The 24355-nt window shown below is 63.5% G+C and carries 20 protein-coding genes, 2 tRNA genes and 1 pseudogene; 5 read left to right on the forward strand and 18 right to left on the reverse strand.

The features are described 5' to 3' along the window. A partial coding sequence (locus tag QTI04_RS33540) for a WD40 repeat domain-containing protein (RefSeq protein ID WP_369292815.1) occupies positions 1–474 on the forward strand: 474 nt, incomplete at its 5' end. Between the two features lie 505 nt (positions 475–979). Here the strand turns inward: QTI04_RS33540 and QTI04_RS33545 are convergent. Next, positions 980–1534, reverse strand: coding sequence for a HEPN domain-containing protein (locus tag QTI04_RS33545; RefSeq protein WP_286619547.1), 555 nt, complete (start codon positions 1532–1534; stop codon positions 980–982). Between the two features lie 113 nt (positions 1535–1647). Next, positions 1648–2016, reverse strand: coding sequence for a hypothetical protein (locus tag QTI04_RS33550; protein ID WP_286619548.1), 369 nt, complete (start codon positions 2014–2016; stop codon positions 1648–1650). 294 nt (positions 2017–2310) lie between these two features. On the opposite strand from QTI04_RS33550, the gene QTI04_RS33555 reads away from it, so the two are divergent. The 4 genes from QTI04_RS33555 (at position 2311) to QTI04_RS33570 (ending at position 5750) form a co-directional block, all read left to right on the forward strand. Further along, complete coding sequence (locus tag QTI04_RS33555) at positions 2311–3417, forward strand: class I SAM-dependent DNA methyltransferase (protein WP_286619549.1); 1107 nt, start codon at positions 2311–2313, stop codon at positions 3415–3417. Positions 3418–3502: 85 nt separating this feature from the next. Further along, positions 3503–4495 carry a hypothetical protein gene (locus tag QTI04_RS33560; RefSeq protein ID WP_286619550.1) on the forward strand — a complete coding sequence of 331 codons (993 nt, stop codon included), beginning with the start codon at positions 3503–3505 and terminating at the stop codon, positions 4493–4495. Continuing rightward, positions 4426–5058 (forward strand): hypothetical protein, encoded by a 633-nt coding sequence (locus QTI04_RS33565; protein ID WP_286619551.1) that lies wholly within the window; start codon positions 4426–4428, stop codon positions 5056–5058. The genes QTI04_RS33560 and QTI04_RS33565 overlap by 70 nt, the downstream gene beginning before the upstream one ends. Further along, positions 5055–5750 carry a M48 family metallopeptidase gene (locus QTI04_RS33570; RefSeq protein WP_286619552.1) on the forward strand — a complete coding sequence of 232 codons (696 nt, stop codon included), beginning with the start codon at positions 5055–5057 and terminating at the stop codon, positions 5748–5750. The genes QTI04_RS33565 and QTI04_RS33570 overlap by 4 nt, the downstream gene beginning before the upstream one ends. 275 nt (positions 5751–6025) lie before the next feature. On the opposite strand, the gene QTI04_RS33575 is transcribed toward QTI04_RS33570, so the two are convergent. The 16 genes and pseudogenes from QTI04_RS33575 to QTI04_RS33650 form a co-directional block, all read right to left on the reverse strand. After that, positions 6026–6101: transfer RNA gene (locus QTI04_RS33575), tRNA-Phe, on the reverse strand. Between the two features lie 18 nt (positions 6102–6119). Further along, positions 6120–6815 carry a response regulator gene (locus tag QTI04_RS33580; protein WP_286605252.1) on the reverse strand — a complete coding sequence of 232 codons (696 nt, stop codon included), beginning with the start codon at positions 6813–6815 and terminating at the stop codon, positions 6120–6122. A gap of 79 nt (positions 6816–6894) precedes the next feature. Next, a complete protein-coding gene (locus QTI04_RS33585) occupies positions 6895–9225 on the reverse strand; it encodes an ATP-binding protein (RefSeq protein ID WP_286619553.1) in 2331 nt (776 codons plus the stop codon). Then, positions 9222–9800, reverse strand: coding sequence for a DUF4390 domain-containing protein (locus QTI04_RS33590; RefSeq protein WP_286605269.1), 579 nt, complete (start codon positions 9798–9800; stop codon positions 9222–9224). Before QTI04_RS33590 ends, QTI04_RS33585 begins: the two co-directional genes overlap by 4 nt. Before the next feature lie 37 nt (positions 9801–9837). Next, positions 9838–11202, reverse strand: coding sequence for a 16S rRNA (cytosine(967)-C(5))-methyltransferase RsmB (gene rsmB / locus QTI04_RS33595; protein WP_286619554.1), 1365 nt, complete (start codon positions 11200–11202; stop codon positions 9838–9840). A 50-nt stretch (positions 11203–11252) separates the two neighbouring features. After that, entirely contained in the window at positions 11253–11834 is a 582-nt protein-coding gene (locus tag QTI04_RS33600; RefSeq protein ID WP_336621925.1) for a lema family protein, read from the reverse strand. 93 nt (positions 11835–11927) lie between these two features. Next, positions 11928–16163 carry a DNA-directed RNA polymerase subunit beta' gene (gene rpoC / locus QTI04_RS33605; protein WP_286605257.1) on the reverse strand — a complete coding sequence of 1412 codons (4236 nt, stop codon included), beginning with the start codon at positions 16161–16163 and terminating at the stop codon, positions 11928–11930. A 20-nt stretch (positions 16164–16183) separates the two neighbouring features. Then, entirely contained in the window at positions 16184–20308 is a 4125-nt protein-coding gene (rpoB, locus tag QTI04_RS33610) for a DNA-directed RNA polymerase subunit beta (protein WP_286605258.1), read from the reverse strand. A gap of 260 nt (positions 20309–20568) precedes the next feature. Further along, positions 20569–20943 (reverse strand): 50S ribosomal protein L7/L12, encoded by a 375-nt coding sequence (gene rplL / locus QTI04_RS33615; RefSeq protein ID WP_286571675.1) that lies wholly within the window; start codon positions 20941–20943, stop codon positions 20569–20571. Between the two features lie 43 nt (positions 20944–20986). Further along, positions 20987–21517, reverse strand: coding sequence for a 50S ribosomal protein L10 (gene rplJ, locus QTI04_RS33620; protein WP_286605259.1), 531 nt, complete (start codon positions 21515–21517; stop codon positions 20987–20989). Between the two features lie 281 nt (positions 21518–21798). Further along, positions 21799–22500, reverse strand: a complete 702-nt coding sequence (rplA, locus tag QTI04_RS33625; RefSeq protein WP_286605260.1) for a 50S ribosomal protein L1 — start codon at positions 22498–22500, stop codon at positions 21799–21801. After that, positions 22500–22931 (reverse strand): 50S ribosomal protein L11, encoded by a 432-nt coding sequence (gene rplK / locus QTI04_RS33630; RefSeq protein ID WP_028252759.1) that lies wholly within the window; start codon positions 22929–22931, stop codon positions 22500–22502. Before rplK ends, rplA begins: the two co-directional genes overlap by 1 nt. Before the next feature lie 134 nt (positions 22932–23065). Then, positions 23066–23662 (reverse strand): transcription termination/antitermination protein NusG, encoded by a 597-nt coding sequence (gene nusG, locus QTI04_RS33635; RefSeq protein WP_286605262.1) that lies wholly within the window; start codon positions 23660–23662, stop codon positions 23066–23068. After that, positions 23662–24045: a preprotein translocase subunit SecE gene (gene secE / locus QTI04_RS33640; RefSeq protein ID WP_286605263.1), complete on the reverse strand. Its 384-nt coding sequence runs from the start codon at positions 24043–24045 to the stop codon at positions 23662–23664. Before secE ends, nusG begins: the two co-directional genes overlap by 1 nt. A gap of 103 nt (positions 24046–24148) precedes the next feature. Beyond that, positions 24149–24224 (reverse strand) — tRNA-Trp (locus QTI04_RS33645). 14 nt (positions 24225–24238) lie between these two features. After that, positions 24239–24355, reverse strand: a pseudogene (locus tag QTI04_RS33650) (elongation factor Tu); the annotation flags it as partial.

Raw genomic sequence — 24355 nt, forward strand, 5'->3', positions numbered from 1 at the left:
TTGCGCGGGCATGAGGACGTAGTCATCAGCGCGCAGTTTTCCGCCGACGGCAAGACGGTGCTGACCGCAAGCTGGGACAAGACGGCGCGGCTGTGGGATGTGGCCAGCGGCCAGGAGCTGCGTGCGTTGCGAGGGCATGAGGGCGAGGTCACCAGCGCGCAGTTTTCCGCCGACGGCAAGACGGTGCTGACCGCAAGCGAAGACAAGACCGCGCGCCTGTGGGATGTGGCCAGCGGCAAGGAGCTGCGTGCGTTGCGAGGGCATGAGTACCAGGTCACCAGCGCGCAGTTTTCCGCCGACGGCAAGACGGTGCTGACCACAAGCTTTGACAAGACTGCTCGGCTGTGGGATTGCCCGGAGTGCTGCTTGACCGAGGGGATGGCGCCAGAAGTGGCCAAGAAGGTGGGCCGCGAGTTGACCGAGGCCGAACGGCGCCAATTCGGTTTGCCGATGGCCAGCGTTGTGAAGAACTGACTTGAGAGCGGACCTGTTGGAGAAGTTGGTCTCGGCAACACCGGTGTTCGCGAATCTTCATCTCCAACGATGCCGATGTGCCCGCTATTGGATTCGAGAAGGCGTAGTTGGGACGGGGGTCCATCGCGTCTCTACTTTGGCCTCGGCAACTTCGTCCAAATCGGGCCAACAGGGCGCAGAGGACCTCGGTAGGGGTTCGGCGCGTGCGAGCGCATCAAGCTTCGCCTTCGTGCAAGCGAAGGCGCTGCAGCGGGCGCGATCGAAATCTACATGGATTGCATGGACCTGCGCGGATAGCATCTGCCAAATCGCCACCTTCCGCGGCAGCCATTTCGTCCAGTGCTTTCGGGGCCATCGTCGCGCAGTTCTGTGCGCTCATCATTTCTCTTCTGCATGGCCTCGTCAGTATCCGCCTTGCCACGGCTTCAACAACTTCGTCCAGACACGCCGATTTACGGCGGTGGGCGCCGTCTGTCCCTTCGAGCCGCCCGCGGTCCGCGGTGAACTACACGTCAAGCAGTGTTCTGTCGGTTGCTTCGACCAGGCCGCGAAGAAAGCGGATCGCCTTCTCCAAGTCGTCGCGCTTGATCAGGCTCGGCGCGGGTGGACCGCCGGTCACCAGCTTGGATCGGTGAACCGCATCGCCGCGCTTGGCGATCAACTCGTCGAGCGTCTTGCGAGCGACGGGCGGCTCGAAATGCTGCCATTTCCATCCGGAGACCACGTCGATTTCGAGGTAGTCCAGGAAGAGCTTCCGGGTCTTTTCGGAGTTCGGGTTGTGGAAGCGCTTGAGTTCATCTTGCAGTTTCCCGCTCACGAACTTGCCAATGGGGCTTCCGTTGACCGCCTTCAAGCGCGCATGCATTGCCTCTGCGATGCGATCTTCCACAAAGGTTTCCCACGCCGTCAGCGCCATCACGAGGCTTGCGCGCTTAAGAACATCGCCCAGCTTCGATTGGTCCTTGTGCACAGCGTCAAACTGTTGGAGCAGCGACACCGCGTCTTCAATCGCGTTGTCGAAGGTGGCACGCGCGCGCGACATGGTTGGGTGTGAAGTCATATGGTGGTCGGGATCTGATGGCGGAGCACGATGTGGCATTCGGACGATGGCAGCGCTTGCAGCTTGCGGTCAATCGGCCTGCGTCGGGCCACGCCCGGTCCATGCGGGTCGTGCTACTCGCGCTTCATTTCAATCCGGATGTCTGGAGAAGCTTCCATCGTCGGACGCTTGAGGTCCCGGTCACCAGCCACGAGGCATCGAAATTGGATTTCAGCGCTGGCGTACTTCGCAATACCCGCATCCGCGGAACTCGTGCTTACGGGCATGAGTTGCCTGTTTTGCTTCAAGCAAAAAGCCCCGGCCTCGCGATAGAGATCCGCCTTGACCGTGCCGCCGGAGGTGGTGAAAAAGTCCCCCGGCTTCGCCAGCATGTACGTATCCGGTCCGATCGGGACCGGGCCCGAACTCGAACTCGCACAGCCGGCCAAGATTGCAGTCGCGACTGCAGCAACGACGACGAAAGCGATGGATCGAGTCTTCATGGTTTTTCTTTGGTTCGAACAGTCCGCCGAACCCGCGACCTCTGACGCGGCGCCATGAGGGATCCGACGGTGCGCATGAAACCATTCTTCCGACGATTTGCACTGGAACAATTTCACGAAAAGGCGCGCATATTTGCACGCCCCGCGGGGTGTCAATCATTCGTTCAGCGAGAGGATGCTATCGGCTGCGATTACGGCCCCGGCGTGCGTCCGGCGGGTCAGCGCGCCTCGCTATGATCGCCGGCACCTACTGCCCCGCGCTGATCCACTTTCGCGGGAGAAACCACGCCTCCCATGCCACTGACCCTTCCACAACTCGAACGCCACCTTTTCAAAGCTGCCGACATCTTGCGCGGCAAGATGGATGCGTCCGAGTTCAAGGAATACATCTTCGGCATGCTGTTCCTCAAACGCTGCTCGGACGTGTTCGACCAGCGCCGCGAAGAGGTGGTGCAGCGCGAACTGGCTGCCTGCAAGACCGAAGCGGAAGCCCGAGAAAGCGCGGAGCTCAGGCGCTGGTACGGTCAGTCTTTTTACGTGCCGCCCAACTCTCGCTGGCAATACCTGGTCAATGAAGCACACAACGACGTAGGCGGCTTCCTCAACCGCGCGCTCGGCGGCTTGGAGAGCAACAACTCCAGCCTGGCCGAGGTGCTGGAGCACATCGACTTTTCGCGCAAGGTGGGTCAGAGCAAGATCCCCGACATCAAGCTGCGCCAGCTCATCAGCCACTTCAGCATCTACAGGCTGCGCAACGAGGATTTCGAGTTCCCCGACCTGCTGGGCGCCGCGTACGAGTACCTGATCGGCGAGTTCGCCGATTCGGCCGGAAAGAAGGGTGGGGAGTTCTACACGCCACGTTCCGTCGTTCGCATGATGGTGCGGCTGGTCAAGCCCGAGCAGCAGCACAGCGTATACGACCCTTGCGTCGGGTCCGGAGGCATGTTGATCCTGGCCAAGGAGTACATCGACGAGCATGGCCAGGACGGCAACCGCGCCGAACTCTACGGGCAGGAAGCCAACGGCACCGTCTGGTCCATCGCCAAGATGAACATGCTGCTGCACGGCATCAGCACCGCCGACCTGCGCAACGAGGACACCTTGGCCGAGCCGCAGCACGTCGAAGGTGGCGAACTCATGCGCTTCGATCGCGTGCTCTCCAATCCGCCGTTCTCCATCAACTGGGGCACCAGCGACACCGACCGCGCCGGTCAGGCCGTCTGGGCGCCGAAATTCCGTGCTGAGCGTTTTCGTTACGGGGAAGTGCCGCTCGGGGCTAAAAAGGCCGACCTGATGTTCCTGCAGCATATGGTGTCCGTGCTGAAGGAGGGCGGCCAGCTCGCTACGGTGATGCCCCACGGACGAGCTCTTCGAGGACCTGTTCCGCGAGCACACCCCTGAAGAACTCGAAGCCATCCGGCAGAAGTACGCGACCAAGGGGCAGATTTTCGAGGCGCCAGCGCTCGTCGCCGATAAGGCGCGAGACATGCTGCGCCACTACGTGACCAACATCCTGCCGAACGGCTTCAAGGCCCAGGTGGTGGCCTACAGCCGGCTCGCTGTGGTCAGATACCTCGACGCCTTCATGCTGGCCCGTGACGAGCTGCTGGCGCAGGCCGAAGCCCTGAGCCCTGAGGACAAGGGGCTGAATGAGGAAGCGCTGTGCCGGCGCCCGCCCGCCGTTCAGGCGCAGGTGAAGGCTTGGCGCTACCGCGACCTCCTTAAGGCGCTGGAGTTCGCCCCCATCATCTCCGGCAGCAACAACGACGATCCGGCATGGAGGCAGTGGACCGATAGTGCCGCCCAAGAACAGCGCATCAAGCGCTTCAAGCGCCCTCTGCTGCACGCAGATTCGACCAAGTCGGATCCGCTGGCCTTCTTGATCGTAAAGTCGATGCTGCTGACCGGCTTCGATGCCCCGGTCGAGGGGGTCATGTACCTCGACCGGCCGATTCGCGAAGCGGAGCTGCTGCAGACCATCGCGCGGGTGAATCGCACCGGTTTCGGCAAGAAGTTCGGCATCGTGGTGGATTACTTCGGGCTGGCGCACCACCTGAAGCAGTCGCTGGCGGTCTACGCCGACGAGGACATCGACGGGGCCCTGCAAAGCCTCAAGGACGAAATCCCTGTGCTGCGCGACCGCCACCTGCGGGTGGTTGATCTGTTCCGCCGTCGGGGCGTGGAAAGCTTGGCCGATCACGAAGCCTGCGTCGAGGTGCTGAGCGACGAGCGGTTGCGCGCCGAGTTCGCGGTCAAGCTCAAGCAGTTCCTCGATACGCTGGACGTGGTGCTGCCCCGACCGGAGGGATTGCCCTTCGCGCCCGACGCGAAGCTGCTGGCCTTCATCTATGCCCGAGGCGTAACCGCTACCGCGACACCCCGGTGCTTGGCAAGGACGTGGGGGCCAAGGTGCGCAAGCTCATCGACGACCACGTGGTGTCGATGGGCGTGGACCCCAAGATCCCCCCGGTATCGCTGACCGATGCCGACTTCGGCGACAAGGTGGCGCGCGAGCCGAACGATCGCGCCAAGGCGTCCGAGATGGAACACGCCATCCGGGCCCACATCCGCGAGAACGCTGACCAGGACCCCGTGGCCTACCGCAAATTGAGCGAGCGCCTGCGCGACCTGTTGACCAAGCTCGGCGAGCATTGGGACGAACTCAGTGCCGCCCTGCAGGGGCTGGTGAACGACATTCGGGCTGGGCAGGTCGCCCACGACGACCGGTTGCCCGATATGCCCGAGCAGTACGGCCCTTTCCTGCGGCTGATAGTGGACGCCGCCGCAGGGGACCGCGCCATCACGCCCGCCGAGCAGACGAAGCTGGCCGACTTGACCGTCGAAGTGGTGGACACCATCGTCGCGGAACTCACGCCCAACTTCTGGAAGCCGAACCGCCAGCCGGCGCAGGATGCGCTGGCCAGCCGCATCTTCGAGTTGCTGATGCATTCCCGCTTGTTGCCGACGCCGCAGATCGAGGCGCTGGTCGATAAGTTGATGGAGCTGGCGCGCGCCAACCATGATCGGCTCAGCAAGCGATGAGCAACCTCGTCGTCAACGATCTTCGCTTCGAGGTTCGCCGCAGCAGCGCGCGGCGCTCGCTGGAGATCACGGTGGACCGCAGCGGGGATCTGATCCTTGCCGCGCCGCCTGCGGTGGATGACGCAAGGCTGCGCGACTTCGTCTTGCGCAAGCGCATGTGGGTCTACAAGCAACTGGCCCGGCAGGATGCGCTCGGGCACGAGGCGCCACGCAAGACCTTCACCGACGGGGAGGGGTTTCTCTACCTGGGTCGCAGCTACCGTCTGCGATTGGTGAAGGAGGCCGATGCAGCGGTCAAGCTCGTCGGGGGGCGCTTCGTCATGCCGACCGCGCTGGCGCGTGATGGCCGCGAGCATCTGATCCGCTGGTATCGCGAGCGCGCACAGCCCTGGCTCTCCGCCAAGGTGGAGGACTACGCGGCGCGCATGGAGGTCGCCCCGGCCGGCATCAGGGTGCAGGACCTTGGTTATCGCTGGGGCTCATGTGGCAAGGCGGACTGGCTGTACTTTCACTGGAAGACCATCCTGCTGCCCGCGCGCATCGCGGAGTACGTCGTGGTGCATGAAATGGCGCATCTGCACGAGCCGCATCACACGCCGGAATACTGGCGCCGCGTCGAGCGCGCCATGCCGGACTACGAACTGCGCAAGTTTTGGCTGGCGGCGCATGGTGGTGAGGTTGAGGGAATCTAGCCTGCGGGCTGCGGTGCACTTTGGTTGGCTATGCGGCCGGCCACACCAATAGTCATGAATCGGCGCCGAAGGAGGCCCGATCCCTAAGAACGGGGGGTAAAAAATTGCAGAAACGCAGGGGGAAAAGCCGCTACCCCCGAAAATTACCCCCCGCCACTGCGAGCTTGAACAAGTCTCGAGTAGCTGGCGCTAGACACAAAAAAGCCCTAAGTACTTGATTTCCTTAGGGCTTCGTTCCTAAGATAGACGTCTGAACGCTACCTTAGACTGAAAGATGGTGGCCTGGGGCGGAATCGAACCACCGACACGCGGATTTTCAATCCGCTGCTCTACCAACTGAGCTACCGGGCCTTGGTGTGCAGCCTTAGATTATACAGCGCTTCTACGACCTCTCGAAAGATCGACGCCGAGTTGCTTCAATTTCCGATAAAGATGGGTGCGTTCGAGGCCGGTCTTCTCGGCGACGCGCGTCATGGAGCCGTTCTCCATGGCGAGGTGGAATTCGAAGTAGGCCTTTTCGAAACCGTCGCGCGCATCGCGCAGCGGGCGGTCCAGGTCGAAGCTCTGCGTGGACTGTGGTCCCAGGTCCGCCGCCGGCAACGGTGGCACAGCAGGCACCAACGCGCTGTCGCCCACCGTCGTGACCACCGCGGCAAAGCTGCTCGCGGGCGGCACAACGCTGGCCGCGGCACGGCGTGCGCTTTCGCGTGCAAGGCCCTGCTCGACGGCCTTCAGCAGCTTCTGCAAGGTGATGGGCTTTTCGAGAAATGCGAAGGCACCGATACGTGTGGCGTCCACCGCCGTATCGATCGTGGCGTGGCCACTCATCATGACGACCGGCATGCTCAGGAGGCCCGCTGCGGACCACTCCTTGAGCAGCGTCACGCCGTCGGTGTCGGGCATCCAGATGTCGAGGAGGACCAGGTCAGGACGGGCACGCTGTCGAGCGGCGCGCGCTTCGGCTGCGTTCTCGGCGAGTTCCACGTTGTGGCCTTCGTCATTGAGAATTTCGAAGAGCAGGTCTCGAATACCCAGCTCGTCGTCGACCACGAGGATGTTTGCCATTTTTGCTAGTTGTGCGCCGTGTGTCTTGTATGGAGTGAGAGGTCCGTTTGCCGGCCCATCGCCTCGCCCAACGGGGGCTTCAGGTGACGGATGACTTCGAATCTTCTATGTGAGCGACTGCTCCCTGCGGCTCAGCTGCAAGCGCGAATGATAACGAGACTTGTGCCCCAGCCACAGCCCCATCGACGATGCGATTGGAAAGTTCGATTCGCGCGCCGTGCTCGTCGGCGATTTTCTTGACGACCGCCAGGCCCAGCCCGGTGCCCTTGGACTTGGTCGTGACGTAGGGCTCGAAGGCGCGCTTGAGGATGTGCTCGGCAAAGCCGGTTCCGCTGTCCTGCACGGTGAGGCGCACGCGCTGGCCCGAATCCGACAGCCGCGTGCGGATCACGACTTCGCCCTGCTGTCCGGAGCGATGCGCCGTCACCTCTGCCGCATCCTGGGCGTTTTGCAACAGGTTGTGAATGACCTGGCGGATCTGCTGGGCATCGGCGCGAATGGGCCGGCACCGCTCGTCCAGCTCGAAACGCAGCGCGACGCTCGGGTGGTGGTCGGGCGGATAAAGGTGCAGAACATCGGTCACGAGCGCGTTCAGGTCGACCGGTTTCAGTTCGGCGGCGGGCAGGCGCGCATAGTCGCGGAATTCATTCACCAGCCGCTTCATGGCATCGACCTGATCGACGATGGTCTTGACGGATTTGGTGAGGATCGCCTGCTCGGTCGAAGCGACTTTGCCCGAGAGCTTCATCTCGAGGCGCTCCGCCGACAACTGGATGGGCGTCAGCGGATTCTTGATCTCGTGGGCAAGGCGGCGCGCCACTTCGCCCCAGGCCTGCGCGCGCTGGGCGGACACGATCTCCGAGATGTCATCGAACACCAGGAGCCTGGCCGAGTCGGGCAGTTCGGCCCCGCGCGCCACGATGTTGATGGCGTCCTGGTCCATGGCGTCGCCTTCGGCGTGCAGCTCGAAGGCATGCTGCCAATGGTCGAGCCCATGCTGCATGCGCTCGACCTCAAAGTCCTCGAATTGCTGTTGCACGTTCTGCGCGAATTCACCCAGTCCGGGCACGTCGGCCAGCGGCTGGCCTTCGAAGGCGGCCAGCGGCGCGCGCAGCACGCGCGTCGCGCCCGGATTGGTCGAGTGGATGACGCCGCGGGTGTCGAGCACGATCACGCCCGAAGTCAGGTTGTCGAGAATGGTCTGGAGATGGGACCGGGCCGCGTCGAGCTCGCCCATGGTCTTTTCGACCGCGCCGCGCGCATCCGCCAGTTGCTGGGTCATGACGGCAAAAGAGCGCGTGAGACCACCGAGTTCGTCCTTGCCCTGCAGCACGGCCGTGGGCCGCAGGTCCCCACCCGCCACCTGTCGCACACCGTCGGCCAGCACCAGCAGCGGCCGCGCGAGCTGGTTGCCGAACAGCACGGCCAGCAGCACGGCGCCGAACACCGCCAGGAACAGCGTCAGCGTGAGCGTACCGATGTACATCCGGCGCAGCCCTTCGCGGGCGAGCGCGCGTTCCTGGTATTCGCGATTGGCCTCCTGGACGGCGAGCGCGTTCGCCACGACCGCGGGTGGCAGCGGCTGCGTAACTTGGAGGAAGCGCGGTTCGGTGTTGAATTCGAAGCCTTGTCGCTGAACCAGCGCAAGCGCCCGGACGTTGGCCGGAGGCGGCGCGGCGGCACCCGGGGCGGGCGTTTCGTCGAGTCCTTCTATATGCGCGACGGCGCGATCGGCCCGTACTTGCCGAAGTTGCTGTGGCGAAGGTCGTTCCGGGTTGAGCTGGAAGCGCGACAGGCCCGCGCCAGCCACGAGCTGTCCGTTGCCTGTCCAAAGGACGACGTCGGTGGCACCGATCTGGTCGCGGATGCGCTCCAGCACCAGGCCGGCACCTGCGTCCGAGACGTTGGCCAGTTGGCCGCTGGCCGCCTTGGTCTTGTTCATCAGGTCTTCCGACAGCGAATCCAGGGTGGCACGGCCGAGGTTGAGGCCGGCATCGAGCGCGCCCTCGACCTTGACGTCGAACCAGCTTTCGATCGACCGGGCGACAAACTGATACGACACGACGTACACCAGCACGCCGGGCACCACGCCGACCAGGGCAAAGATGGCGGCCAGCTTGATCAGCAGGCGACTGCCGAACTTGCCCTGGCGCAGACGTCGCAGGAGCCTGAACGCCACCCATCCGATGACAAGTACCAGCACCACCGCGACGATGACGTTGATGCCGAAGAGGCGCGCGTAGTTGCGCTCGTAGAAGGCGCGGTTGTTGGTGGCCTGCGCCAGCAGGAACATGAGCACGAGGCCGATGGCCGTCACCAGCGCTGCGCCGGCGCCGATGGCCCAGCGGCGGGCACGGGAGCGCCGCACCGCCTGCGGCGGCCGGTTGCCACCGCGCGAATCCGTGCTCACTTGGCCTTCTCCAGCGCCAGCCGGGCACTCTTCTCGATGGAGATATTCCAGTCCGATTGGCCGAAGGCGCTGATTTGGAAGGGGCGCGGAAGCTGGGAGGTATCGAGCCTGAAGCGGAAGGTCACGGGATGGGCGCCTTCGTCCCCGATCTCGGCGGCGTCGCCGAGGCGCATCCGCCCCACCCGGCGCACGCCGTCAAGGGCGTCAGCCAGGGTGTCGAAGTTCTGGTTCAGCGATACGCCAAAGCCTGCGTTGGTAATGGGCACGGGGGACACGTTGAGCCGCCATCGGCGGCTGAGAGGCTGGTACGCGAGCCGCATGTGCCGGGTCGCCTGTGCCACTTTGAGATCGGTCCAGTACCAGCGTTCCCGGTAAAGCTCGGCCTCGGCCACGAAATAGATGGCGATGCCCTTTTCGAGCACCTCCTCGATCGAGGGCGGCAACTCGAACTGGACCTGCGCGGTGAGATAGACGCCGTCGTCCGCCTGCTCGAGACGCATCTGCGTCACCGCCGCCCCGTGGGGGTCGGCAGCTGCCCATCCGGGGAGGCACGCCAGGAGCCCGACAAGCATCATCAACACGGCCCGCCAAGCCGGACCGGGTTGGTCAGAGCTAGAGCTTCTCGAGCAGCGCGTAGAAGAAACCGTCGTGATCACCCAACGGATTGTCCGGGACGCCACGGGCATTCACCCCGCTTTGGGGTAGCAAATGGCCCGGCGAAGGCAGCAAACGGGCATCGGTGTTGTGTGCAAGGAACGCCTCGATCTGGTGCGCACCTTCCTCCTTAAACACCGAACAGGTGCAATAGAGCAGCCGGCCGCCCGGTCGGACAAGCGGCCAGAGTGACGCGAGCAGCATCGCCTGCTGGAGCGCCAGCTGTTCGATGTCGCTTTCCCGGCGCAGCCACCGAACGTCAGGGTGCCGGCGGACGATGCCCGAAGCGGTGCACGGGGCGTCGAGCAGGATGGCGTCGAAGGGCACGCCATCCCACCACTGCGCCGGGCGCGAGGCATCGGCAACGACGACTTTGGCGCTCATTCCGAGCCGTGACAGGGTCTCGTCGATGCGCCGGCTGCGAACGGCGTCGACTTCCAGCGCCGTGACTTCGATCGCCGCGGGGGCCGCGAATTCGAGCAGATGGGCCGTCTTGCCGCCTGGCGCCGCGCACGCGTCGAGCACCCGCATAGGCGATGGTCCTTGCGCGCGAAGGCCGTCGAGGAGCAAGGGGGCGGCGAGTTGCGCCGCGGCATCCTGCACCGAAAACTCGCCGTCGAGGAAGCCCGGGAGCTGCTGGACCGGGCGCGCGCGCGTCATCTGCAGCCCGGTGGCGCCGACAGGCACTGCCTGAAGGCTGGCCGCCTCCAGGGCACGCCGGAAAGACGCGACATCGGTCTTCCGCACGTTGACGCGAAGCGTCATCGGCGCTTGCGTGTTGTCGGCCGCCAGCACGCGCTGCCAATCGCGCGGATGCTCGCGCTTGAGGCGCTCGATCCACCAGCGCGGGTGATTCCATTGCGCGACCGGCTCGCGCTCGGTGGCGGTGACGAGTTCATCGCGCTCGCGCAGGAAGCGCCGCAGGCAGGCGTTGATAAAGCTCGCCTGGGCGCGGGTTCCCGGATTGCGCTTGGCGGCCTCGACGGCCTGGTCGACCAGGGTGAAGGGCTCGTAGGGCGAGCGCTCGGCGTCCCACGCCAATGCGAGGGCGGTGCAGAGCAGCGCGTCGGCAGCGGGCGGCGGCGTGCGCTTGGCGAGTTGACGGCGCAGCGCTTCGGCGCGGCCGAGCCAGCGCAGCACCTGGAAACCGAGCGCCTGCACGCCGGGGCGCAGGTGCGGATCGACCGCTTCGAAGGCGACGGAGCCCGACACGCCGCTGCGAATCGAGGCAAGCGCTGCGGCGGTGAGCTGCAACTGGCGCCAAAGAGGCGGCGAACCGGGCGAACCGGGCGAAACTGGAATGGAGTCTGAAGAATCTGGCAACTTGGGTCGATGGTAATGGCGGGAACGCGGTGACCGCGCATGCGCCGGGGTCAGTGCAACGGGGCCGCCAGTCGGAGCTGCATGATCCACGCCACCAGCAAGGCCGGGAACTGGGTGATCGCCGCGTTGTACTGGGCGACGGCAAGGTTGAATTGGCTGCGGGCGATTTCCGCTGCCGCGGAAGGCTCGGGCCAAGCAATCGGGGCCACACCATCGAACGGCTCGTCCTTGCCATCGAGTGGAGCGGGACGAGACAGGGTCCCGTCGGCCTCGAAGCTGACGACTGCATCGGGATGCATGCGCTGCCAGGCTCCGAGGAGGACGTGCATCGCCGTGCCAAGCGCGGCAATGCCTGCTGGATCGAGCGGTCGTAGGCGCGTCTTCGCCAGCAGGATCGAGAGCTGGCTGGCCGCGGCGTCAAGCGAGGCGCCCGACGGCGGCTGCGGCGCAGCCGGCGTCTCGGCCTCGGCGACGCGCGCGTGAACGAACTCGAGCTGTCGCACCAAGGCGGCATCGAGCGCGGCATAGGCTTGCAATGCGGCCGTTCGCAGACGCATGAGCCGGTTGTAAGCGCCCACAAACCAAAAGAGTGCAAGGGCGCCGGCGATCCAGTAAGGCAAGGATTCGGGCATACCGCTCACTCTTGCTCCAGGAAGAAAAACGCCCCCGATCCGCGAGCGGAAGGGGGGCGCTGGATACCGGTCATTGCCGGTGATGCTAACCAGTTATTCGGTCGCAGCGCCTTCGCTGGCATCGACCGTGGTCGCGTCGTCGGTTGAGGCGCTGGCACCGGACAGTTCGGCCGCTTCCGCTTCGGCGATCGCGCGCCGCTCGGCTTCGTCCATGGCGTCCTTGACCTTGCGGGCCTGGTGATAGGCCATGCCGGTGCCTGCGGGGATCAGGCGGCCGACGATGACGTTTTCCTTCAGGCCACGAAGCTCGTCGCGCTTGCCCATGATCGCGGCTTCGGTCAGCACGCGCGTCGTTTCCTGGAACGATGCGGCGCTGATGAAGCTGTCGGTCGAGAGCGATGCCTTCGTGATACCGAGCAGCAGGTTGGTGAACGTCGCGGGGATCTTGCCGTCGGCGCGCAGGGCGTCGTTGGTGTTGAGCATCTCGCTGCGTTCGACCTGTTCACCGGCGATGTAGTTGGTATCGCCGACGTTCTCGACCACGACACGGCGCAGCATCTGGCGAACGATCACCTCGATGTGCTTGTCGTTGATCTTCACGCCTTGCAAGCGGTAAACGTCCTGCACTTCGTCCACGATGTAGCGCGCGAGTTCTTCCGAACCCAGCAGGCGCAGGATGTCCTGCGGGTCTGCCGGACCGTCGACCACGCTTTCGCCCTTGTTCACCACCTGGCCTTCGTGCACCAGGATGTTCTTTTCCTTCGGCACGAGGTCTTCCCAGACCTTGCCTTCCGGATCGGTGATCTGCAGGCGGATCTTGCCCTTGGTCTCCTTGCCGAACGACACGGTACCGGTCATCTCGGCCAGCATGCCCTTGTCCTTCGGCGAACGCGCCTCGAACAGCTCGGCCACGCGCGGCAGACCGCCGGTAATGTCGCGGGTCTTCTGGCCTTCGACCGGAATACGCGCCAGCACTTCACCGGGGCCCACGTCCTGGCCGTCACGCACCTGGACCAGTGCGCCGATCGGGAAGCCGATGGTCACCGAGTGGTCGGTGCCGGGGATCTTGACCTCGGCGCCGGAGGCGTCGATCAGCTTCACTTGCGGACGCACGACCTTGGCAGCGCCGCGGCGCTTCGGGTCGATCACGACCAGGGTCGACAGGCCGGTGACTTCGTCCACCTGCTTGGCAACCGTGAGGCCTTCCTCGACGTTCTCGAACTTCGTCTGACCGGCGAATTCCGTGATGATCGGGCGCGTCAGCGGATCCCAGTTGGCCAGCACGTGGCCCGCCTTGATCTGCTGATCGGCCTTCACCGCCAGGATGGCGCCGTACGGCACCTTGTGGCGTTCGCGCTCACGGCCGTGTTCATCATGGATGATGATCTCGCCAGAGCGTGCGATCACGACCAGATCGTTCTTGCTGTTGGTCACATAGCGCATCGTGGCGTTGAAGCCGATCACGCCGTTGGACTTGGCTTCGACGCTCGAGGCCACTGCCGCACGCGACGCCGCACCACCGATGTGGAAGGTCCGCATCGTCAGCTGCGTGCCGGGTTCGCCGATCGACTGCGCCGCGATCACGCCGACCGCTTCGCCGTTGTTGACCAGGCCGCCGCGGCCGAGGTCGCGGCCGTAGCACTTGGCGCAGATGCCGAAGCGGGTCGCGCAGGTCAGCGCCGTGCGAACCTTGACCTCGTCGACGCCTTCGGCTTCGAGCGCCTCGATCACGTCCTCGTCGAGCATGTCGCCCGCCTTCGCCAGCACTGCACGCGTTTCCGGATGCAGGACGTCCTCGGCCGCGGTACGGCCCAGGATGCGCTCGCGCAGCGATTCGATCACTTCACCGCCTTCCACGATGGCGCGCATCGCCGCGCCGTCGTGGGTGCCGCAATCCTGCTCGATCACGACCAGATCCTGCGTCACATCGACCAGACGACGCGTCAGATAGCCGGAGTTCGCGGTCTTCAGCGCCGTGTCGGCCAGACCCTTACGGGCACCGTGGGTGGAGATGAAGTACTCCAACACGTTCAGGCCTTCGCGGAAGTTCGCCGTGATGGGCGTCTCGATGATCGAGCCGTCGGGCTTGGCCATCAGGCCCCGCATACCGGCGACCTGGCGGATCTGCGCGGCGGAACCGCGAGCGCCGGAGTCGGCCATCATGTAGATGGAGTTGAACGACTCTTGCTCCACTTCCTTGCCGTGGCGATCGGTGGCCTTCTCCTTGGAGAGCTTGGCCATCATGACCTTCGACACTTCGTCGCCGGCCTTGCCCCAGATGTCGACCACCTTGTTGTAGCGCTCGCCGGAGGTGACCAGACCCGAGACGTACTGCTGTTCGATCTCTTTCACTTCCTTGGCGGAACGCTCGATGATGCCGTGCTTCTCGGCCGGCACGAGCATGTCGTCGATGGCGATCGAGATGCCGGCCTTGGTCGCCAGGCGGAAGCCGTTCTGCAGCAGCTTGTCGGCGAACACAACGGTCTCTTTCAGGCCGCACTTGCGGAACGAGACGTTGATGAGCTTGGAGATTTCCTTCTTCTTCAGCGCCTTGTTGATGTTCGCGAACGGCAGGCCCTTCGGCAGGATCTCGGACAGCAGTGCACGGCCCACGGTCGTGTCCACCAGCGAGGTCGACGGCGTGAACTCGCCCGTTTCCTTGTCCTTGGTGTACTCGGTGATGCGCACGGCGATCTTCGCGGTGAGCTCGACCACGCTGGCGTCGAGCGCGCGCTGGACTTCACCGATGTCGGAGAAGATCAGGCCCTCGCCCTTGGCGTTGATGCGGTCGCGGGTCGTGTAGTACAGACCCAGCACCACGTCCTGCGAAGGAACGATCGACGGTTCGCCCGAAGCCGGGAACAGCACGTTGTTGGAGGCCAGCATCAGCGTGCGGGCTTCCATCTGCGCTTCCACCGACAGCGGCACGTGGACGGCCATCTGGTCGCCGTCGAAGTCGGCGTTGAAAGCCGCGCAGACGAGCGGATGCAGCTGGATCGCCTTGCCTTCGATCAGGATGGGTTCGAAGGCCTGGATGCCCAAGCGGTGCAGCGTCGGTGCGCGGTTCAGCATCACCGGGTGTTCCTTGATCACTTCTTCAAGGATGTCCCACACCACCGGCGTACCGGATTCGACTTCCTTCTTCGCGGCCTTGATGGTGGTCGCGATGCCCATGGCTTCGAGGCGCGAGAAGATGAATGGCTTGAACAGTTCGAGCGCCATCAGCTTCGGCAGGCCGCACTGGTGCAGCTTGAGCGTCGGGCCCACCACGATGACCGAACGGCCCGAGTAGTCGACGCGCTTGCCCAGCAGGTTCTGACGGAAACGACCGCTCTTGCCCTTGATCATGTCGGCCAGCGACTTGAGCGCGCGCTTGTTGGCGCCCGTCATGGCCTTGCCGCGACGGCCGTTGTCCAGCAGCGAATCGACCGCTTCCTGGAGCATCCGCTTCTCGTTGCGCGCGATGATTTCCGGCGCCTTCAGTTCGAGCAGGCGGCGCAGGCGGCTGTTGCGGTTGATGACGCGGCGATACAGGTCGTTCAGATCGGAGGTCGCGAAGCGGCCACCGTCCAGCGGCACCAGCGGACGCAGGTCCGGGGGCAGCACGGGCAGAACTTCGAGCACCATCCAGTTGGGCTTGATGCCGGACTTGCGGAAAGCTTCCAGCACCTTCAGGCGCTTGGAGTTCTTCTTGACCTTGACTTCGGAACCGGTCAAGTCGCCGCGCAGCTTTTCGATCTCGCTGTCGAGCTCGATGCCTTCCAGCAAGTCCTTGATGCCTTCGGCGCCCATCTTGGCGATGAACTCATCGCCGTATTCCTTGCGCTTCGCGTCGTAGTCGTCCTCGGACATGATGCCGAACTTCTTCAGCGGGGTCATGCCGGGGTCGGTGATCACGTAGGCTTCGAAGTACAGCACGCGTTCGATGTCGCGCAGCGTCATGTCGAGCACGAGGCCCAGGCGCGACGGGAGCGACTTCAGGAACCAGATGTGGGCGCAGGGCGCGGCCAGGTCGATGTGACCCATGCGTTCGCGACGCACCTTGGTCTGCGTGACTTCAACGCCGCACTTCTCGCAGATCACGCCGCGGTGCTTCAGGCGCTTGTACTTGCCGCACAGGCACTCGTAGTCCTTGATCGGGCCGAAGATCTTGGCGCAGAACAGGCCATCGCGCTCGGGCTTGAAGGTCCGGTAGTTGATGGTCTCGGGCTTCTTCACTTCGCCAAAAGACCACGAACGGATCTTCTCGGGCGAAGCCATGCCGATGCGGATGGCATCGAAATGCTCATCGGGCGTAAATTGCTTGAACAGGTCGAGTAATGACTTCATGTGACTCTTTCCTTGTTTGCTTATGAGCGTTCGAGTTCGATGTCCAGGCCCAGGGAACGGATTTCCTTGACCAGCACATTGAACGATTCCGGCATGCCGGCTTCGATGGAGTGTTCGCCCTTGACGATGCTTTCGTACACCTTGGTACGGCCTTGCACGTCGTCGGATTTCACCGTCAGCATTTCCTGCAGGACGTAGGCAGCGCCGTAGGCTTCGAGCGCCCACACTTCCATTTCCCCGAAACGCTGGCCGCCGAACTGCGCCTTGCCGCCCAGTGGCTGCTGCGTGACGAGCGAGTACGGGCCGGTCGAACGTGCGTGCATCTTGTCGTCCACCAAATGGTGCAGCTTCAAGAAGTGCATGTAGCCGACGGTGACCGGGCGCTCGAACTGGTCGCCCGTGCGGCCGTCGTACAGATACGCCTGGGTGCGGGTTTGGGTCAGGCCCTTCAGCTTGGCGATGTCGTCCGGATAGGCGAGCTTCAGCATGCCGCGGATTTCCTCTTCCGAGGCACCGTCGAACACCGGCGTCGCGAAGGGCACGCCCTGCGACAGGTTGTCCGCCATTTCGAGCACGTCGGCATCGCTCAGCTTGCTGAGGTCTTCCTTGCGGCCGGAGCCGTTGTAGAGGGTGTCCATGAACTTGCGCAGTTCGGCCACCTTGGCCTCCGCCTGCAGCATGTCGCCGATGCGCTGGCCGATGCCCTTGCCGGCCCAGCCCAGATGCACTTCCAGCACCTGACCCACGTTCATCCGCGAGGGCACGCCCAGCGGGTTCAGGCAGATGTCGCACGGCGTGCCGTCGGCCATATGGGGCATGTCTTCGACCGGAACGATCTTGGACACCACACCCTTGTTGCCGTGACGACCAGCCATCTTGTCGCCGGGTTGCAGGCGGCGCTTGACGGCCAGGTAGACCTTGACCATCTTCAGCACGCCCGCGGGCAGCTCGTCGCCTTGCGTGAGCTTCTTGCGCTTTTCCTCGAAGGCGAGGTCGAAGCTGTGACGCGTCTGCTCAAGCGAGTTCTTGATCGACTCGAGTTGCGCCGCGACTTCGTCTTCCGCCGGGCGGATGTCGAACCAGTGGAACTTCTCGATCGACGAGAGGTAGGCCTTGTCGAGCTTGGTGCCCTTGGCCAGCTTGTTCGGGCCGCCGTTGGCGACCTTGCCGGTCAGCAGCTTCTCGATCCGGTCGAACGCGTCGGCTTCGACGATGCGAAGCTGGTCGTTCAGGTCGAGGCGGAAGCGCTTCAGCTCGTCGTCGATGATCTGCTGGGCGCGCTTGTCGCGCGTGATGCCTTCGCGGGTGAACACCTGCACGTCGATCACGGTGCCCTGCGAGCCCTGGTCGACGCGCAGCGAGGTGTCCTTCACGTCGGAAGCTTTCTCGCCGAAGATTGCGCGCAGCAGCTTCTCTTCCGGCGTCAGCGTGGTCTCGCCCTTCGGCGTGACCTTGCCCACCAGCGTGTCGCCCGGCTGCACTTCGGCGCCGACGTAGATGATCCCGGATTCGTCCAGGCGGTTGAGTTGTTGCTCTGCCAGGTTCGGGATGTCACGCGTGATTTCTTCGGCACCCAGCTTGGTGTCACGAGCCATCACCACCAGTTCCTCGATGTGGATCGAGGTGTAGCGGTCTTCGGCGACCACGCGCTCGCTGATCAGGATCGAGTCTTCGAAGTTGTAGCCGTTCCAGGGCATGAACGCGATCAGCATGTTCTGGCCAAGCGCGAGCTCGCCCAGGTCGGTCGACGCGCCGTCGGCGACCACGTCGCCCTTGGCGATCTTGTCGCCGCGCTTGACGATCGGACGCTGGTGGATGTTCGTGTTCTGGTTCGAACGCTGATACTTGATCAGGTTGTAGATGTCCACGCCGACTTCACCGGCTGCCGCTTCGGCGTCGTTCACGCGCACCACGATGCGGGTCGCGTCGACGTAGTCCACGATACCGCCGCGGGTCGCGGTCACGACGGTGCCCGAGTCGACCGCGGAGACGCGCTCGATGCCGGTACCGACGAATGGCTTTTCAGGACGCAACACAGGCACGGCCTGACGCTGCATGTTGGCGCCCATCAGCGCGCGGTTCGCATCGTCGTGCTCCAGGAAGGGCACGAGCGAAGCAGCCACCGACACGATTTGCGCGGGCGACACGTCCATGTACTGCACGCGTTCGGCACTCACCAGGATCGATTCACCGGTTTCGCGGGCCGAGACCAGGTCGCCGGTCAGCTTGCCGTCCTTGTCCAGCGCAGCGTTGGCCTGCGCGATGACGTACTTGCCTTCTTCGATGGCCGACAGGTAGTCGATGTCCATCGTGACCTTGCCGTCCACCACGCGACGGTACGGCGTTTCGATGAAGCCGTATTCGTTCAGGCGGGCGTACAGGGCCAGCGAGTTGATCAGGCCGATGTTCGGGCCTTCAGGCGTTTCGATCGGGCACACGCGGCCGTAGTGGGTCACGTGCACGTCGCGCACTTCGAAGCCAGCGCGTTCGCGGGTCAGGCCGCCCGGGCCGAGGGCCGAGACGCGACGCTTGTGCGTGATCTCGGACAGCGGGTTGGTCTGGTCCATGAACTGCGACAGCTGCGAGGCGCCGAAGAATTCCTTCAGTGCGGCCGAGATCGGCTTGCTGTTGATCAGGTCGTGCGGCATCAGCGGCTCTTGTTCCGCTTGACCCAGACGTTCCTTCACAGCCTTCTCGATGCGCGCGAGACCGGTGCGGTACTGGTTCTCGGCCAGTTCGCCGACGCAACGCACGCGGCGGTTGCCCAGGTGATCGATGTCGTCGACTTCGCCGCGGCCATTGCGCAGGTCCACGAGGATCTTGACCACGGCCAGGATGTCCTCATTGGTCAGCACCATCGGGCCGGTCGACTCGTCGCGGCCGACCTTGGCGTTGAACTTCATGCGGCCGACACGGGACAGGTCGTAAGTGTCCGGGTTGTAGAACAGGCGCTGGAACAGAGCCTGCACTGCGTCTTCCGTCGGCGGCTCGCCGGGGCGCATCATGCGATAGATGGCCACGCGCGCGGCGAATTCGTCCACCGTTTCGTCGATGCGCAGCGTCTGCGAGATGTAGGCGCCTTGGTCGAGTTCGTTGGTGTAGATCGCTTGCACGTCCTGCACGCCGGCGGTGCGCAGCTTTTTCAGCAGCGCTTCCGTCAACTCGTCGTTGGCCTTGGCCAGGATTTCGCCCGAGTCGGGGTCGACGATGTTGCGGGCGATGACGCGGCCTACCAGGAAGTCCTCCGGCACGCTGATGTGCGTGGTGCCCGACTGCTCGAGTTCACGCGTGTGGCGGGCGGTGACGCGCTTGTCCTTGGCAACCACGACCTTGCCGGACTTGTCGGTGATGTCGAAGCGTGCGACTTCACCGCGCAGGCGTTCGGAGACGAACTCCATCTGCGCGCCGCTGTCCATCAGGCGGAAGTTGTCGTTCACGAAGAAGTTCGCGAGGATCGATTCCGGGTTCAGGCCGATGGCCTTCAGCAGGATCGTGACCGGCATCTTGCGGCGACGGTCGACGCGGAAGTACAGCATGTCCTTCGGGTCGAACTCGAAGTCGAGCCACGAACCGCGGTAGGGAATCACGCGGGCCGAGAACAGCAACTTGCCCGAGCTGTGCGTCTTGCCCTTGTCGTGTTCGAAGAACACGCCCGGCGAACGATGCAACTGCGACACGATGACGCGCTCGGTGCCGTTGATGATGAATGAGCCCTTTTCGGTCATGAGCGGAACTTCGCCCATGTAGACCTCTTGCTCCTTCACTTCCTTGACCACCTTCGACTGCGACGTCGACGACTCGCGGTCATAGATGATCAGCTGGACCTTGGCACGCACGGCCGAGGCGAAGGTCAGGCCGCGGGTCTGGCATTCGCGGACGTCGAAAGCCGGCTTCGCCAGGTTGTATTCGAGAAACTTCATCTCGACAAAACCGTTGTGCGAGACGATCGGGAACGCCGCGTCGAACGCAGCCTGCAGGCCTTCCACAGTGCGTTTCTGGGGCGGGATGCCGGCTTGCAGGAACGCGGTGTACGCGTCTTTCTGCATCTGCAGGAGGTAGGGGATTTCGACGACGCTGTCGCGATTGCCGAAATTCTTTCGGATGCGCTTGCGTTCGGTATAACTGTACGTGGACGTTTGGGCCATGAGAGCTCCGGAGCTTGAGATCTTCAGCGACGTGGTGAGGTGCCTGAGCACCACTCTCCTTGGCGGCTGGCCACTACCAGCCCTGGCGGACGGCGATGCGTTGCACATCGCCCGAACCAAGGGGGTCTTCTGCAGTCGGGGTCAGAAGACACTCAAAAACCGTCTTGGGTTGCTTTTTCAAGCCGGTTTTTGGGTGCGCTCTGAAAGCGGCAAAGGCTGGAGGGCCTTTCGGCACACTCCAGCCCTCAAGGGAGACTGAATTACTTCAGTTCCACCTTGGCGCCAGCGTCTTCCAGCTTCTTCTTGGCTGCTTCGGCGTCTGCCTTCGGCAGGCCTTCCTTGACAGCCTTGGGAGCGGCTTCCACCAGGTCCTTGGCTTCCTTGAGGCCCAGGCCGGTGATTTCGCGCACGGCCTTGATCGCCGACACCTTGTTCGCGCCTGCGTCGAGCAGGACAACGTTGAACTCGGTCTTTTCTTCGACGACAGCGGCGGCAGCGCCACCACCGGCGGCCGGGGCCGACATGGCTGCGGCGCTCACGCCGAACTTCTCTTCGATGGCTTTCACCAGGTCGTTGAGTTCCAGGACCGTCATGCTGTCGAGCGCGGTCAGAAATGCGTCTTTATCGAATGCCATTTTGATTTCCTAACAATTGGGTTGAATATTTCAAACGCAAGGCTCAAGCAGCTTGCGCTTCGGCCGGAGCTTCGGCCGGTGCATCGCCACCACCACGCTTCTCGGCAAGCGCGGCCAGAACACGGGCCGTGCGCGAGATCGGGGATTGCATCAAGCCCAGCAGTTGTGCCAACAACACTTCCTTCGAAGGGATGCTGGCCAATTGCTTCACACCGTCGACGTCCAGGGCCTTGCCACCGAATGCGCCGCCGCGAATCACCAACTTGTCGTTGGTCTTCGCGAAATCGGCCACCACCTTCGCGGCAGCCACAGCGTCTTCGGAGAAGCCATAGATCAGCGGACCGGTCATCTGGTCGCCGACGATCTCAAACGCGCTACCAGCGACAGCACGGCGTGCCAGCGTGTTCTTCAACACGCTGAGGCTCACACCCTTGCTGCGCGCATCGTTGCGCAGTTTGGTCATATCGGCCACCGTGATGCCACGGTATTCCGCCATCACGAGCGTTTGAGCTTTTGCGGCGAGGCTGGTCACATCACTGATGACCGCTTCTTTCTCACTGCGATTCAGACTCAAGGTCTACTCCTTTTAATGCGCCCTCGGCCTGGGCCTCGGAGCGCGCTTCATGCAGCGACCAACTGTTTCGGAAACGAATTCCTTTGCAGCGGGATCGCCATCTGCGCTGGTTGCCTCACGGAACGTGGAGCGATTAAGTACAGCACTCACTGCACGCCAGCGGTCTTGGATGGCCCGGGGCAGCTTGACGCCGCCTCGACCCACCACATTGCCCCGCTGCCGATTGACCGGCAACAGGGCAAATTCTCAGGACCTCGCCGCAGCGAGACCCTTCATGCACATCAGCCTTGCGAAGCGATGGTTTGCGTGTCCACGCGGACACCCAGACCCATCGTCGACGACACGGCGATCTTGCGCAGGTACACACCCTTGCTCGTAGCCGGCTTGGCCTTGACCAGCGCTTCGATCAGTGCGGCAAGGTTGCCCTGCAGCTTGTCGTTGTCGAACGAACGGCGGCCGATCGTGCCGTGCACGATGCCTGCCTTGTCGACGCGGAACTGCACCTGGCCTGCCTTGGCATTCTTGACGGCGGTCGCGACGTCGGGCGTCACCGTCCCGACCTTCGGGTTGGGCATCAAGCCGCGCGGGCCGAGGATCTGACCGAGCGTACCGACGACGCGCATCGCGTCCGGTGCGGCGATCACAACGTCGAAAGGCATGTCGCCAGCCTTCACCATCGCTGCCAGATCGTCCATGCCGACGATGTCGGCGCCAGCGGCCTTGGCTTCTTCAGCCTTGGCGCCTTGCGCAAACACCGCTACGCGCTTTGTCTTGCCGGTGCCGTTGGGCAGCACAACGGCGCCGCGCACGACTTGATCGGACTTCTTCGCATCGATGCCGAGTTGCACGGCCACGTCGATCGACTCGTCGAACTTCGCGGTAGCGGCTTCCTTGATGATGCCGATGGCGTCAGCGAACGGGTACAGCTTGTTGCTGTCGACCTTGCCCACGAGGGCCTTTTGTTTCTTGGTGATCTTGGCCATTACACGCCCTCCACATTCACGCCCATCGAACGGGCAGAGCCGGCGATGGTGCGAACCGCGGCGTCCAGGTCGGCAGCCGTCAGATCCTTCATCTTGGTCTTGGCGATCTCTTCGAGCTGTGCGCGCGTGATCTTGCCGACCTTGTCGGTGTGCGGACGAGCGGAACCCTTCTCGAGCTTGATGGCCTTCTTGATCAAGGTGATCGCCGGCGGCGTCTTGATGATGAAGGTGAAGCTCTTGTCGGCGAACGCGGTGATGACCACCGGCAGCGGCAGGCCCGGCTCTACGCCTTGGGTCTGCGCGTTGAACGCCTTGCAGAATTCCATGATGTTCAAACCGCGCTGGCCCAGTGCGGGACCGATGGGCGGTGACGGGTTGGCCTTACCAGCTGGCACTTGCAGCTTGATGAAGCCGACGATTTTTTTCGCCATGCTTTGCTCCTTGCGGGTGATATCGCCTTGGCACTGGGCCGCGGCTCCCCGGGGTTAAACGACTCTTTGATCAGGGCCGCGCGCCGAGTCGGACAACGCGCAGCCGGAATGGTTCCGGTCTTTCGACCGGAGGCTCAGGTCTTCTCGACCTGGCTGAACTCGAGTTCGACAGGCGTGGCGCGGCCGAAAATCATGACCGACACACGCACCTTGCTCTTCTCGTAGTTGACTTCCTCGACCGTGCCATTGAAGTCGGTGAACGGACCTTCCTTGACGCGCACGAATTCGCCGACGATGAACTCCACCTTGTGGCGTGGCTTCTCGGTGCCCTGTTGCATCTGGCTGACGATGTCCTCGACTTCCTTCTGGGAGATCGGGGCCGGACGGTTCTTCGCGCCTCCCACGAAGCCGGTCACTTTGTTGGTGTGCTTCACCAGGTGCCAGCTTTCGTCGTCCATGATCATCTCGACCAGGACGTAACCGGGGAAGAAGCGGCGCTCGGTCGTCCGCTTCTGGCCGTTCTTGATCTCGACCACTTCTTCGGTCGGAACCAGGATGCGGCCGAACTTCTCCTGCATGCCGGCGCGGGCAATGCGCTCGGTGATGTTGCGCTCCACGGCCTTTTCCATGCCGGAGTACGCGTGCACCACATACCAGCGAAGATCGGGATGAGCGGGCGCGGCCAGCACAGACGTGCTTTCCGGCGTGGCTTCGACAGCGTCGTCAGTCATTATTTTCTCCAGCCCAGAATGAGGTCGAAAAACACCCATTCGAGCGTCTTGTCGGTGAGCCAAAGGAAGATCGACATGATGGCCACGAAGGCAAACACATAAGCCGTCATCTGGATCGCTTCCTTGCGCGTCGGCCAGACAACCTTCTTGACCTCGCGCCACGCGTCACGGCCAAAGGCCCACAGTTGGCGACCACTCTCCGAACTCGCAAATGCACCCACGGCCGCGGCCAGACCGACGAGCAAGGCGATCCACTGCACGATCGCACCTTGGCGCGCAAGCAGATAGAACGCCACGATGGCGCCGACCGCCAGCACAACGGCCACGGCCAACTTGGCCTTGTCCGCACTGGTGCTCACGGTTTCGATTTGAGAAGTGGCCATCTTGGGCTTTATTCCTGGGGCCTTGCAGCCTTCAATTCAATATGTCGCTTGAGACGCCGAAGCCCGTCAGGACATGACGGGCTTGTTTCGGGGGCCACCTAGGTGGCAGGGGCAGTAGGAATCGAACCTACAACCTTCGGTTTTGGAGACCGACGCTCTGCCAATTGAGCTATACCCCTTCGCGATCCTTAATTTAGACGTCGAGGATCTTGGCCACGACGCCCGAACCGACGGTGCGGCCGCCTTCACGGATGGCGAAGCGCAGGCCTTCTTCCATCGCGATCGGGTTGATCAGCTTCACCGTGATGGA

The organism is Variovorax sp. J22R115, from assembly GCF_030317005.1.
Lineage (GTDB): Bacteria > Pseudomonadota > Gammaproteobacteria > Burkholderiales > Burkholderiaceae_C > Variovorax.